The 14,364-nt window shown below is 53.5% G+C and carries 9 protein-coding genes; 5 read left to right on the plus strand and 4 right to left on the minus strand.

Annotated elements, in window-relative coordinates; translation table 11 throughout:
* The 3 genes from ACT53D_RS11685 to ACT53D_RS11695 are packed head-to-tail and all read left to right on the plus strand — an operon-like array spanning position 1 to position 2,996.
* Positions 1 to 1,497, plus strand: coding sequence for an AMP-binding protein (locus tag ACT53D_RS11685; RefSeq protein ID WP_476156346.1), 1,497 nt, complete (start codon positions 1 to 3; stop codon positions 1,495 to 1,497).
* Complete coding sequence (locus ACT53D_RS11690) at positions 1,494 to 2,192, plus strand: TenA family transcriptional regulator (protein ID WP_476156348.1); 699 nt, start codon at positions 1,494 to 1,496, stop codon at positions 2,190 to 2,192. The genes ACT53D_RS11685 and ACT53D_RS11690 overlap by 4 nt, the downstream gene beginning before the upstream one ends.
* Before the next feature lie 12 nt (positions 2,193 to 2,204).
* Positions 2,205 to 2,996, plus strand: coding sequence for an SDR family oxidoreductase (locus ACT53D_RS11695; protein ID WP_476156350.1), 792 nt, complete (start codon positions 2,205 to 2,207; stop codon positions 2,994 to 2,996).
* A gap of 6 nt (positions 2,997 to 3,002) precedes the next feature.
* On the opposite strand, the gene ACT53D_RS11700 is transcribed toward ACT53D_RS11695, so the two are convergent.
* A complete protein-coding gene (locus ACT53D_RS11700) occupies positions 3,003 to 3,932 on the minus strand; it encodes a quinoprotein relay system zinc metallohydrolase 2 (protein ID WP_476156352.1) in 930 nt (309 codons plus the stop codon).
* Positions 3,933 to 4,035: 103 nt separating this feature from the next.
* Between ACT53D_RS11700 and ACT53D_RS11705 the strand changes: the two genes are divergently transcribed.
* Complete coding sequence (locus ACT53D_RS11705) at positions 4,036 to 4,632, plus strand: cytochrome b (protein WP_194749732.1); 597 nt, start codon at positions 4,036 to 4,038, stop codon at positions 4,630 to 4,632.
* 297 nt (positions 4,633 to 4,929) lie between these two features.
* A complete protein-coding gene (locus ACT53D_RS11710) occupies positions 4,930 to 6,540 on the plus strand; it encodes an ArnT family glycosyltransferase (RefSeq protein WP_476156354.1) in 1,611 nt (536 codons plus the stop codon).
* A gap of 6 nt (positions 6,541 to 6,546) precedes the next feature.
* Here the strand turns inward: ACT53D_RS11710 and hemE are convergent, their stop codons facing one another.
* From hemE to ACT53D_RS11725, 3 genes are all read right to left on the minus strand, one after another.
* Positions 6,547 to 7,611, minus strand: coding sequence for a uroporphyrinogen decarboxylase (gene hemE, locus ACT53D_RS11715; protein WP_379073361.1), 1,065 nt, complete (start codon positions 7,609 to 7,611; stop codon positions 6,547 to 6,549).
* A 171-nt stretch (positions 7,612 to 7,782) separates the two neighbouring features.
* Positions 7,783 to 9,210 (minus strand): glutamate synthase subunit beta, encoded by a 1,428-nt coding sequence (locus ACT53D_RS11720; protein WP_476156356.1) that lies wholly within the window; start codon positions 9,208 to 9,210, stop codon positions 7,783 to 7,785.
* Between the two features lie 88 nt (positions 9,211 to 9,298).
* Complete coding sequence (locus ACT53D_RS11725; RefSeq protein ID WP_476156793.1) at positions 9,299 to 13,948, minus strand: glutamate synthase-related protein; 4,650 nt, start codon at positions 13,946 to 13,948, stop codon at positions 9,299 to 9,301.
* Positions 13,949 to 14,364: the final 416 nt, after the last annotated feature.

A 14,364-nucleotide genomic window follows, 5' to 3' on the forward strand; every position in this document is an offset into this window, starting at 1 on the left:
ATGATATTGAACGAAATTCAAGCGCAGGCGGCTCAAGTTCCCGAGCAGATTGCCTTACAGGGCGCACAGACGCAACTGAGCTATGCTGCCCTTGCCAAAGAAATCACGCGCGTGTCTTCGGCGTTGATGACGTTGACACCGCAAGCCAGTGTCGCCTTGGCGCTTGATAATAGCCCGGCCTGGATCGTGCTGGATCTGGCGATACTGGCGGCGGGCTGGACCCATGTACCGGTGCCCGCCTTTTTCTCTGCGACGCAAAAGCAGCATGCCATTCTGGATGCAGGCGTCAGCCTGGTGTTGACCGATGCGCCCGCAGTCTGGCTAGGCCTGTTCCCCGAGGCTACGCTAGTTGCTGAATGGCAGGTGGCCGACAAAATGGTCACGGTGCTTCGCGTGCAGGCGCATGACAGGGCGGCGCCTGTGGCCAAAATTACTTATACCTCTGGCACGACCGGCGCGCCCAAAGGTGTTTGCCTGAGCGAAGACCACATGTGGCAAGTTGCCAGTTCGATTCGGGCACTGGTCAAACCGGGCCACGATGACTGCCATTTTTGTGTGTTGCCACTGGCGACCTTGTTGGAAAATGTCGCCGGCGTTTATGCCAGCCTGATCTCTGGCACCACCGTCGTGGTCTACAGCTGCGAGGCCGTTGGCTTTAGCGGTAGCCAGTTTGATATCTTCAAGCTCTACCATGGCCTGCAAGCCAGCCAGGCCACCACGGCCATTTTGATTCCAGAGTTGTTGCGTGCGCTGGTGGCTTGCCTGCAAGCCGGTCAGTCGGCCCTGGCTCAGTTGCGCTTTGTCGCAGTGGGGGGCGCCAAGGTGGCGCCAGCGCTGCTGTTACAGGCACATGCACTGGGGTTGCCGGTATACGAAGGCTATGGCTTGTCCGAATGTGCCTCGGTGGTCACACTGAATACCCCACTGGGCAATCAGCCCGGCAGTATTGGTCAGCCCTTGCCGCACGTGCAATTGCGCGTGGATAGCCATGGCGAGTTGTGGGTCAAAGGAGCCATTTACGCTGGGTATATGGCGGCAGATGGGACGATCACTGAACCAGCGCTTGATGTGGACGGTTACTTGCCGACCGGCGATTTGGCCTACCAGGATGCCGAAGGTCACTGGATCCTGTCTGGCCGCAAAAAAAATCTGTTTATTACTTCATTCGGGCGCAACGTGTCGCCAGAGTGGGTCGAAACGACATTGATTCAGCAGGCCGGATTGTTACAGGCTTGTGTGTTTGGAGAAGCGAGGCCGTATAACGTGGCGGTGGTGGTGCTTGCACCACAGGCAAGTCAGGCGCAAGTGGCGCAAGGCATTGCACGGGCGAATCAGGGCTTGCCTGATTATGCGCAAGTGGGCGATGTGATATATGCCAAGCAGCCCTTTACCCCACAAAACGGACAACTGACGGCCAATGGCCGTTTAAAACGCGATGTGATTTCTGCCGCGTATGCCGCAGAAATCAACGCCCTTTATGAAGGAATTTCCGCATGAGTTTTTATCAGCAATTATTGAGCGCCACTGAGCCGGAGCGCAACACCTTAATGACTTTGCCCTTGATCCAACAAGGCGCACAGGGCAACATCACCCTGGAAACCTATCGTGCTTTCCTGACGCAAGCCTATCATCACGTCAAACACACCACGCCGTTACTGATGGCCTGCGGCGGCCGGTTGAGCGGTGAGTATGAATGGTTGCGGACCGCGATTGGTGAATATATCGAAGAAGAAATGGGGCATCAGGAATGGGTGCTGAATGATATTGAAGCCTGCGGTGGTGACAAGGAGTCTGTGCGTCACAGTGCAACCGAGCAAGATGCCGCTTGCCATGCAACCGAGGTGATGGTGGCTTATGCCTACGACATGATACACCGCGTGAATCCACTGGGCTTTTTTGGCATGGTGTTAGTGCTTGAAGGCACCAGCACAGCGGTGGCCACCCAGGCCGGCGAAAAAATCATGCAGGCCCTGCAGTTGCCCAAAAAAGCCTTTAGCTACCTGTTTTCGCATGGGTCGCTGGATATTAGCCATGTCACTTTCTACGAAAGTCTCATGAATCAAGTGACCAACGTAGAAGACCAGCAAGCGATCATTCATGCGGCCAAACGGTTTTACCGCTTGTATGGTGAGATCTTTAAACATGTCGCGGCACAAGCGGCGATTATTCACACGCTGCACCAGGCAGCTTAGGAGCCATCAGTCATGGAGTTGCGTAATTTACATGTGGTATTGACCGGTGCAACCGGCGGCCTCGGTTCGGTGCTTGCGCTTGCGTTGAGTGCAAGAGGGGCCGTCGTCGGACTCGTTGGCCGAGATCCGGTCAAGCTGCATGTCTTGCAAAAAAGAATTACCAGTCAGGGTGGCAAGGCGCACATTATGGTTGCCGATCTGGCGCAGCCGAATATGGCCAGTCAAGTGCTCACGCAGTCTTTGCGCGAGATGGGGCATGTCGATTTGCTGATTAATAATGCTGGCATCATTGAGTTCACCGAGTTTGCCAAGCAGGCCGAAGTGAACATTGACAACATGATTCATACCAATGTCACGGCGACCTTGGTATTAAGCCGTGAATTTGTCACCTATTTTAGCCAGCGCGGCCGCGGGCATCTGGCATTTGTCGGCTCTATTTTTGGTTCGCTGGGGTTCCCGCATTTTGCCACCTACTGCGCCAGCAAGTTTGCCATTCATGGCTTTAGCCAGGCCTTGCGACGCGAGCTCATCGATAGCAACATCGGGGTCACCTATATCGCGCCACGCGCTATTGCCACCCCCATGAATGACGACCGCACCAATGCCATGTGGCAAGCGTCCGGCCAAGCCATTGATGAGCCGCCATTTGTTGCGGATAAAATCATCCAGGCGCTGCTCAAAGACCAGCAAGAATTATTTATCGGGCAACCGCAAAGCTTCTTCGCCTGGCTCAATGGCGTGGTGCCCAGGCTGGTGAACCTGGGTTTGAAGCAACAAGCTCGGCTGGCAAAGCGGTTTTTGTAGCCTGACTTATTCCCATTCAAGTTGCGGGTAAACCACATTGACATTGCGCCGGTTGGCGATGTCGAACAATACCCAGTTGTCATGCTCAGAGGCGGCTGCAGTGTCCATGGTTTGTTCCATGCTGATGCCTTTTTTGATGCTGTTTCTGATATCACTTAATAACAGGTTGAGGTAGCGCAACGCATTTCCAATGATGGTTTTCTGGTCGCTGCTCTCTAGCCCATGGCCGGGGACGATGAGCGAGTATGGTTGCTGGTTGATTTGCTCCAGCACGGCGATCAAGCCTTTGAGGTCGCCTTCTACCACTGGCGTCCGTTGCGCAAACAGCAAGTCGCCCGCAAACAGGGTATTGGTTTGCGTGTCTAGAATAGTGAGGTCAGTATGGGTGTGGGCCACCTTGCGCGCTTGTAGTTGCAGGATGCGGTGCCCCAGGTCCAGCGTCTGCTCAGCATGCACAAGGGTATCCGGGGGGATGGTCGGGCTTGCCGCACCGTCAGCCCCCAGTAGGCGCGCATTCAGTTTTTCATATTGCTCCTTGCGCAGCAGCATGTTGGTGGCCAGCTTTTCGTGACCGACAAAGTGGGTAGTGCCATTTTGAAAAGCGGCGTTGCCATAGGTGTGGTCTGGATGGACATGGGTATTGATGACATATCGGATAGGCAAGGGGCTGATGCGGCGAATGGCGGCGAGTAATTGGTCACCGGTATGTTTGCTGCCGCCACTGTCAATCACGGCAATGGCCTCTTGGCCAATAATGACGCCCAGATTGCAGATGTCGCCCTGATAGCCATCATCAATATCCAGATGCTTGCCATGGTGCACATAGATGCCGTCCGCCACCTGTTTAAATTCAAAGTCGTCGGCCCAGGCCTGGCTACACAGCGTTACAAATACGTATACAAGACGCACACCAAAGCGGTTGATTTTTGATAACATGACGGCTTACCCATGAATGATTCATGCATCATAAACAATTCATGCATGCAGTCATAGTGACCACTGTCACAGGCTGGTCACATCCATCAACAAAGGAGATTCAATGAGTTCAACCCAGCGTTATACCAAGGTGGCGATTATTCTGCACTGGCTCATCGCACTGGTCATTATTGGCATGTTTGCCCTGGGCTGGTACATGGGCGAGTTGCCAAAAGACGGGCCAAAACAAACGGCCTTTGATCTGTTCGATCTGGGGATCGTCACCTGGCAGATGGATGAGCCGGCCACAGCCCGGACCCTGTATTTTAATCTGCACAAGTCCATCGGCTTTACCTTGCTCTGGCTGGTGATTTTCCGCGTCTACTGGCGTGTGACACATACCCCGCCTGCCATGCTGGCCAGCTATTCAGCGCTGGAGCGTAAGTTGGCGACAGCCGTGCATCACATGCTGTATTTGCTGATGGTCTTGATCCCATTGAGCGGCGTACTCATGACGCTTTACAGCAAGTTCGGCTTGAAGTGGTTTGGGTTGGAGGTGTTCGGCGGGCTGGATAATGCCGATTTGCGCGATGTGTTTAAAGAGTCTCACGAGTTATTTGCCAACCTGATGCTGGCTGCATTTATCGTGCATGTGCTTGGGGCACTCAAACATCAATGGAAAGATAAAGACGAGACCATGTCGCGCATGTCTCTGAAGTAGAAAGAGGATTGCCTGAAAAAAGCCTGCGATTGCAGGCTTTTTTATTTTCCTTTTTCGGCTGATGGTGCCCAAGCGCACTGCAAAAAGTGCACCCAGCTGATTAAACGCATTTATAGCCCTGCAAAAAATGCACAGAGTAAATTGGTTTTGATTATAGGTGGTTGATTGTAAATGTGATTTTATTTGGCATATGCCTTGCTGGTGAGTGCTGGATGTCGGGAATCAACATGGCGCCTATCAGCGTGTGATGAATCCTGACTCGCCATTCAGTCGTTCATCAATCACAAGCGGATAGGCATGTCGCCAGTACAAATAAAACAAAACAGTCATTTGAGTCACTTTCTGTGGTTAGCGGTCACCCTGCTTTGGTTGGGCATAGCCGCCGTTTGTCGGCCACTTACTCTGCCGGATGAAGGCCGCTATGTCGGCATTGCCTGGGAGATGTTGACCTCTGGAAACTGGGCGATTCCTCATTTGGATGGCTTGCCATATTTTCATAAACCGCCTTTGTTTTACTGGATCACGGCGGCCAGTTTCAAGCTGTTTGGCCCTTCGCTGCTTGCTAGCAGGCTGGCCTCCTTGCTGGCTGCCTTATTGATGGCGATCGCGCTGTATTGGTTTACAGCCAGGCATCTGGACAAAAAAACTGCGGTACTGGCTTTTGTCGCGCTCGTGACGCAGCCATTCTTTTTTGCCAGTGCCCAGTTTGCCAATCTGGATATGTTGGTTGCCAGCATGATTGCCATGACGATCATACTGGCGGCAGAATTTACCTGGAGTATTGAACAAGGCCAGCCGGAGCGGAAATATCTGTATATAGCGATGGTGTTTGCTGCTGGAGGCGTTCTGGCCAAGGGCCTGATTGGCATGGTCTTGCCAGTGCTGGTCGTTGGTGGCTGGCTGCTGGTGAGTCGCCGTCTTGCGTCTCTCAAGTATTTCTTATGGTGGCCAGCGCTGGTATTGTTTTTTCTGATGGCCAGTCCCTGGTTTTTATGCATGGAATCGCAGTTTAAGGGCTTTCTGGAGTACTTTTTTATTCATCACCATGTGCAGCGCTTTACCGGCACGCACTTTAACAATCAGCAGCCGTTCTGGTTTTATCTGCCCGTGCTATTGGCGCTGACCTTGCCCGCTTCTCTGTGGTTGACCCGCTTGCGCAAGCACGAAGTCCAGCGCTGGAGTTCACGGCAGCAGGATGTGGCCTGGCTGATGGTAGGTTGGCTGGCATTGATCCTACTATTTTTTTCGATCCCGGTTTCCAAACCACTGGGCTACATCATGCCAGTTTTGCCGGCGATAGCGGTCTTGACAGCCATGGGTATGCGGCAAGCCTGGCAGCACCGCTTCCCCAAGCGTTTGTGGGTCACATTTTTGGCGGCGGCCGTGACCTGTGTGATAGCCATGGGTATGGTGATTCAGCACGCGCAAAAAACAGCTTCTTTCCTGCTGGCAACCAAGGTCCAGCCCTTGGTTAGCAAACAGGATCAATTGATTCTGCTCAATAAATACCAGTTTGACTTGATGTTTTATCTGCGGTTATCGCATCCCGCCTGGATGGTGGCTGACTGGCGCACTGCTGAGTATGAGGTGTTGGACGACAGTTGGGAAAAAGAGCTGATAGAGGCCAAGCATTTTGACCCGCAAACAGCGGTAAACCAGTTGTTAACCGAAAGTGTGTTGACACAACACGTTTGCCAGCTAGGGCCGCGGCAGGCCGTTTGGGTGGCGGGCGACCCTGGTAACGCCAGCCATTTGCCTATGCTGGCCGGTATCGCGCCGATCGCCACTGTGCGAGATCACTATTTGTGGCGATTCAGTCCCGCGCAAGTCTCACGTTTTTGCCTCGCCCAAACAAGGCCTCGTGAGCTCATCACAGCACAGTCTGGCCGCAATAAGCTCGTGCGGTGACGGCCTTTACACGTGATACTGTGGACTGAGCTTGCGTAGGGTTTCCAGCATGCAGGCCGCATGCTCCGGGGGGGTCCATTGCGTGATGCCATGGCCCAGGTTAAAGACATGGCCGTGACCATGACCGTAGCTGGCCAGAATCTGTGCGACTTCTTTTTCGATGGCGGCAGGAGAGCTCAACAGGATCGCCGGGTCCATATTGCCTTGCAAGGCAACCTTGTTACCCACGCGTGCCCGTGCCTGGCCGAGATCCACGCTCCAGTCTAATCCTAGGGCATCGGCACCAATAGCCGCCTGTGACTCCAGCCACAACCCGCCGCCTTTGGTAAACACGATGCTGGGCACTGGTTTGCCTTCTGCGGTTTTAGTGAGGCCAGCGACAATTTTCTGCATGTATTGCAGTGAAAATTCCTGATAGCCTTGATGCGATAAGGCCCCCCCCCAAGAGTCAAAAATCATCACCGCCTGTGCACCGGCTGCAATCTGTGCATTGAGGTATTGCGTCACCGTTTGCGCCGTAATCTCCAGAATGCGGTGCAGTAATTCGGGTCTGGCATAGCCCATTTTTTTGGTATTCAAAAAGTCGGTGCCGCCTTTGCCTTCCACCATGTAGGTGGCCAGTGTCCATGGACTGCCTGAAAAACCGATCAAAGGGACGCGGCCATTCAGGGCTTGACGGATACTGCTGACAGCATCAAACACATATTGCAGTTTGGCCATGTCAGGCACTTCTAGTTTGAGGATGTCTGCCTCTTCTTGTAAAGTCCGCTCAAACTTGGGGCCTTCCCCTTCTTCAAAATACAAGCCCAGTCCCATGGCGTCAGGGACGGTCAATATGTCGCTGAACAGAATGGCCGCATCCAGTTGGGGATAGCGGTCCAGTGGTTGCAGGGTCACTTCGGTGGCAAAGGCCGGGCTCTGGCACAGTTGCATAAAGCTGCCCGCGGTTTTGCGGCTTTCGCGGTATTCAGGCAGGTAGCGGCCTGCCTGGCGCATCATCCACACCGGGGTATATTCAGTAGGCTGGCGCAACAGGGCGCGCAGAAAGGTGTCATTTTGAAGAGTGGTCATTTGCTCTGGTTTCGGTTGCCTGTGCTGCTGTGGTTGTATGCACATCAGCTGAAAGCATGATTATAAAGGCCAAGCCGTTGTTTCACCTGAAAGAATGCGGTTTTTTTGCGATATGACAAATAAAAACGCCGATGAAAACCATCGGCGTTTTGCGTCTCACGGCAACCTTGACTAGCGTGGCAGAGTAGAGCTGCCCATCAGGAACGCATCGACTTCGCGTGCGCACTGACGGCCTTCACGAATCGCCCAGACCACCAGGGACTGGCCGCGACGGATGTCACCGGCAGCAAAGACTTTGGCCTTGCTGGTTTTGTAACAGCCTTCGCCATCGGTCGTGGCTTTGGCATTGCCGCGGTTGTCTTTTTCCACGCCAAATGCATCCAGCACTTTTTGTACCGGTGAGACAAAGCCCATGGCCAAAAATACCAGATCGGCTGGAATGGTGAACTCTGAACCTGGAATTTCAGACATTTTGCCGTCTTTCCATTCAACACGTGCACCTTTTAGCGCTTTCACTTTGCCGTTCTCGCCGATCAGCTCTTTGGTTGTGATCGACCAGTCACGATTCGCGCCTTCTTCATGCGAGCTTGAAGTACGCATTTTGAGTGGCCAGTTTGGCCACACCATAAATTTGTCTTCTTTTTCAGGCGGTTGAGGCATCAACTCGAACTGGGTGATGCTGGCTGCCCCATGGCGGTTGGAGGTGCCGACACAGTCAGAACCGGTATCGCCACCGCCGATGACCACCACATGTTTGCCGGTGGCTTTAATCTGGTTAGGGACGTTGTCGCCGGCCACCATTTTGTTGTTAGGGGTCAGGAAGTCCATGGCGAAATGAACACCATCGAGTTCACGACCTGTCACGGGCAGGTCGCGTGGCTGTTCTGCGCCACCTGCCAGGATGACGGCATCAAAGTCACGCTCCAGATCGGCCGCGCTGACATTTTCACCGACATGCTGATTCACCTTGAAGGTCACGCCTTCGGCTTCCATCTGCGCCATCCGGCGGTCAATGTTTGCTTTATCCAGTTTGAAGTCAGGAATGCCATAGCGCAGCAAGCCGCCGATACGGTCATTTTTTTCAAACACGGTCACGGCATGGCCCGCGCGAGCAAGTTGTTGTGCTGCGGCGAGGCCTGCGGGGCCAGACCCCACAATCGCCACTGTTTTGCCAGTTTTGTTCGGGTTGATTTGTGGTGTGACCCAACCGTTTTCCCAAGCTTTGTCGATGATGGCGTGCTCGATGGACTTAATCCCGACGGCGTCGTTATTAATGTTCAAGGTGCAGGCTGCCTCGCAAGGGGCGGGGCAGATACGGCCAGTAAAGTCCGGGAAGTTGTTGGTGGAATGCAACACATCAATCGCGCTGCGCCAGTCCTGATGATAGACCAGGTCATTCCAGTCAGGAATGATGTTATTGATTGGACAGCCGGTGGTGCAAAATGGAATGCCGCAATCCATGCAGCGTGCCCCTTGCTGTTTGGCCTGGTCGTCTGTCAAATGCAGGACGAACTCTTTGTAGTTCTTGACGCGATCCTGAACGGGCAGATTTTCTTCTGCCAGTCGGTCAAATTCCATAAAACCTGTGACTTTACCCATGTGAAATCATCTCTTCCCAGTTGCTCGTGACAGACACAACTTTAAACAGCCCCGCCAATCACGCGGGGCATTCAATTAACAAAAACGATTATGCGGCTTGCTTGGCGGAGGCTGCAGCCATTTCGGTCAGTGCGCGTTTGTATTCGTTCGGGAATACTTTAACAAATTTTGCACGCGCGGCTGACCAGTCGGCCAACAGTTCTTTTGCTCGAGGGCTGCCTGTCAACGCCAGGTGCTGCTCGATCAAGCCTTTAAGAATCACTTCGTCTGGCTGGCCTAGGTGTTGTACTTTGCCAACATCTGCTTCCGCCGCTTCGACTTTTTCCAGTGACACCATGCTCATATTGCAGCGTTTGGCAAACTGGCCGTCAATGTCGTAGACATAGGCAATGCCGCCACTCATCCCGGCTGCAAAGTTCTGGCCGGTCTGACCCAGTACCACCACGGTCCCGCCAGTCATGTATTCGCAACCATGGTTGCCTACGCCTTCAACCACGGCAGTTGCGCCTGAGTTACGTACGCAGAAGCGCTCACCCGCCACACCGCTCAAGAAGCTGCTGCCTGTGGTCGCACCGTACATCACGGTGTTACCAACGATGATGTTTTCATAGGACAAGCCACGGAATGTTGCGGGTGGTTTGATAATGATTTGACCACCACACAGGCCTTTACCCACGTAGTCGTTGCCTTCACCTGTCAGCTCAAAGGTAATGCCCTTGGCCAGGAATGCCGCAAAACTCTGACCGGAGGTGCCAGTGAATTTGACGTGGATGGTACCGTCAGGCAGTCCGGCGTTGCCATAACGGCTCGCCACTTCGTGTGACAGCATGGTACCTGCTGTACGGTTAGTGTTCACAATTGGCAACTCAAGCGTGACTTTTTCGCCTTTTTCCAACGCCGGTTTAGCCAATGCGATCAATTGGTTATCCAATGCTTTGGCGATGCCGTGATCTTGCACGTCATTGTTTTTGCGTGCCACACTGGCTGGCATGTCTGGCAAGTGGAACACTTTGCTGAAGTCCAGGCCATTGATCTTCCAGTGCTCGATGCCGGCTTTCATGTCCAGCAAATCGGCACGGCCAATCAAGTCATCAAACTTGGCAATGCCCATGCTGGCCATCAGTTCACGCACTTCTTCAGCGACAAAGAAGAAGTAATTTACGACATGCTCAGGCTGGCCAGTAAACTTCTTACGCAGTTCTGGATCTTGGGTGGCAACACCGACCGGGCAAGTGTTCAAGTGGCACTTACGCATCATGATACAGCCTTCAACCACCAGCGGTGCGGTGGCAAAGCCAAATTCGTCCGCACCCAGCAGGGCACCGATCAGCACGTCACGGCCGGTTTTCATCTGGCCATCGACTTGCAGCACCACGCGACCACGTAACTGGTTGAGTACCAGCGTCTGCTGGGTTTCAGCCAGGCCAAGCTCCCATGGCGTGCCTGCGTGTTTGATCGAAGAAATTGGTGAGGCACCTGTCCCGCCGTCATGACCAGCGACCACGATGTGATCAGACTTGGCCTTGGCCACACCCGCTGCCACGGTACCGATGCCGGTTTCTGACACCAGTTTGACCGAAATCGAGGCTTTTGGATTGGCGTTTTTCAGGTCATGAATCAGCTGCGCCAAATCTTCAATCGAGTAAATGTCGTGATGTGGTGGTGGAGAGATCAAGCCGACGCCAGGCACCGAGAAACGCAGTTTCGCAATGTAGGGGGACACTTTATGGCCAGGCAACTGACCGCCTTCCCCAGGCTTGGCACCTTGTGCCATTTTGATCTGGATCTGGTCAGCGCTGCTCAGGTATTCGGCGGTCACGCCAAAGCGGCCAGAGGCTACCTGCTTGATGCGTGAGCGCAAAGAGTCACCCGCTTGCATTGGCACATCTGCTTCAATCAAATCACTGCCCAATACGGTGGCCAGGCTGGATTCTGTTTGGACCGGAATAAAGCGTTTGACGTCTTCACCGCCTTCGCCAGTATTGGACTTGCCGCCAATCCGGTTCATGGCAATCGCCAAGGTGGCGTGCGCTTCGGTTGAAATGGAGCCCAAAGACATGGCGCCAGTGGCAAAGCGTTTAACAATCTCTTTGGCCGATTCCACCTGATCCAATGGGATCGCTTTACCCGCAGGTTTGATTTCAAACAGTCCGCGCAAGGTCATGTGGCGACGTGTCTGATCGTTGATCAGTGCGGCGTACTCTTTGTAAGTTTCGTATTTGCCAGTCCGGGTCGCGTTCTGCAATTTGCTGATCGACATCGGCGTCCACAAGTGCTCTTCACCGCGTACACGGAAGGCGTACTCACCGCCCGCTTCCAGCGCATTGGAGAGCACGGGGTCATTCCCAAATGCTTGCATGTGCATGCGTACAGTTTCTTCGGCAACTTGCTCCAGACCGATGCCTTCAATCTGGCTGACCGTGCCAGTGAAATAGTCATTCACAAACTGGCTATTGAGGCCGATCGCTTCAAAAATCTGTGCGCCGCAGTAAGACTGGTAGGTCGAGATGCCCATTTTGGACATGACTTTGTACAAGCCTTTGCCGATCGCCTTGACGAAGTTTTTGCCGGCTTTTTCAACATCGCCGGTCATGGTCTTGATGGTTTCGTACACCAGCCATGGGCAAACAGCTTCCGCACCATAGCCTGCCAGCAGGGCAAAATGGTGTACTTCACGGGCTGAGCCTGTATCAATTACCAGGCCGGTGCTGGTACGCAAGCCGGCTTTGACCAGAAACTCATGCGTGGCCGAGCAGGCCAGCAGGGCTGGAATGGCAATGCGGTTCGTTGAGACGGCACGGTCCGAGAGGATCAGTACGTTATAGCCGTCATGCACGGCTTTTTCGGCTTGGTCGTGCAAGACGTCCAGGGCCTGTTTCATGCCGGTTTTACCTAAGGCGGCATCATAAGTCAGGTCAAGGACGATGGACTTGAACTGGCCTTTGGTCAAAGACTCAATCTGTTTGAGTTTTTCCAGGCCTTCCAGGCTCAACACTGGCTGGCCGCTTTCCAAACGCAATGGCGGGTTGGTCTCATCAATCGCCAACAGGTTGGGTTTAGGGCCGATAAATGTCACCAGTGACATCACCAGCTCTTCACGGATCGGGTCAATCGGCGGGTTGGTCACTTGTGCAAACAACTGTTTAAAGTAGTTGTACAGCGTCTTGGCTTTGTTGGACAGCACGGGCAAGGCCGCGTCGTTCCCCATGGAGCCTGAGCCCTCTTCGCCGTTGTCTATCATGGGTTGCAAGACAAACTTCAAGTCTTCCTGAGAGTAACCAAAGGCTTGTTGGGTATCCAGCAAATCCGCTTTCAGGCTGACTTCGCCATTGCCTACGCCAGGCAAGTCGGTCAAATGGAAGCGGGTCTGTTCAATCCACTGGCGATAAGGTTTGGCTTGTGCCAGTTCAGTTTTGACTTCTTCGTCGTCGATAATGCGGCCTTGCTCCATGTCGATCAGCAACATTTTGCCTGGCTGCAAACGCCATTTTTTAACGATTTTTTCTTGTGGGAAAGTGATCACGCCCATTTCAGACGCCATCATGACGATGTCGTCTTCGGTCACCAGGTAGCGGGCTGGACGCAAGCCATTACGGTCAAGCGTGGCACCAATCATTTTGCCATCGGTAAACGCGACTGCAGCCGGGCCGTCCCATGGCTCCATCAGTGCCGCGTGGTATTCATAGAACGCACGGCGGTCTTCGTCCATTAATGGGTTGCCTGCCCAGGCTTCCGGGATCAGCATCATCATGGCGTGTGGCAGGCTATAGCCACCAGCCACCAGCAGCTCAAGACAGTTATCAAAGCAGGCGGAGTCGGACTGGCCTTCTGCAATCAGTGGCCACAGTTTTTCCAAGTCTTCACCCAGCACCGCAGATTTCATGGTCTCATGACGGGCGGCCATCCAGTTCACGTTGCCTTGAACGGTATTGATTTCACCGTTGTGTGCAATCATGCGGAAGGGGTGGGCCAGATCCCAGGCTGGGAAGGTGTTGGTAGAGAAACGCTGGTGTACCAGTGCAAGCGCTGAAATCACGCGCTCATCTCTCAAATCTTTGTAGTACACGCCCACTTCATTAGCCAGCAGCATGCCTTTGTAGACGATGGTGCGCGAAGAGAAGGACGGCATGTAAAACTGTGCCTTGTCTTGTAGGTTTAGTGCGCGAATCGCGTGTTCAATGCGTTTGCGGATCACAAAGCATTTGCGTTCAAAGGTGTTGCTGTCGGTCACGGTGCTGGCAATAAACACCTGGCGCATCACAGGCTCAACCGCGCGGGCGGCGTCGGCAATATTGCTGTTGTCGACCGGCACATCACGCCAGCCCAGCAGGGTTTGATTTTCTTCTGCAATGATTTTGGCAAAGATGGCTTCGCATTTCGCGCGGTTGTCTGCGTTTTGTGGCAGAAATGCCTGACCGACGGCGTATTGTCCGGCTGCTGGCAAGGTCATGCCCAGCTTGGCAGCCTCTTCGCGCATAAAGGTATCTGGCATCTGCATCAGCAAGCCCGCGCCGTCACCCAGTTTAGGGTCGTAACCGGTCGCGCCGCGATGGGTCAGGTTGTCCAGCAGTTGCAGGCCTTTAGCGACAATGTCGTGGCTTTTCTGGCCTTTAATATGGGCGACAAAGCCCACGCCACAGCTATCTTTCTCGTGGCGTCTGTCATATAAACCCTGGGATTGCGGAGCTAAACCGAATTGGTCGTCCCGGGCGGTTGCGGTATCTTGAGAAGCACTCATCAGGTTGTTGTCAGACTGCATGTCCATTGCCAGATTCTTCACTTACAAAACATTTGGAGGAACCTTCAATGATACCGTTAAAGTTTAGCAATTTCAATTGTTTAGCCTGCGTTAAATAACGGATAAAGGCATTTTATTTTTTAGTTGAGAATGGTTTTTATTTACCAATTAATTGCGCTTTAATTTACACAAATACCAGAGAGCTAGCAGGGTTTTAAAATGGTGGGCTCAGTTGAATCTGTCACGCTTGTGAGGCCGTTTATCCCTGAATAGAGCACTCCTGGCGAGTCCGTGGATCAGAGATTGCGATTGGATTGTCTTTATATAGATGGCCTGCCAGAAGGTGTCAGGCCGCTCAGGGGGCGTCATCCGGGATGGTCGGTGATGTGGGGATTTGTTTGCGTGGCGAGCCTGAG

This window comes from Methylophilus sp. DMC16, assembly GCF_056314045.1.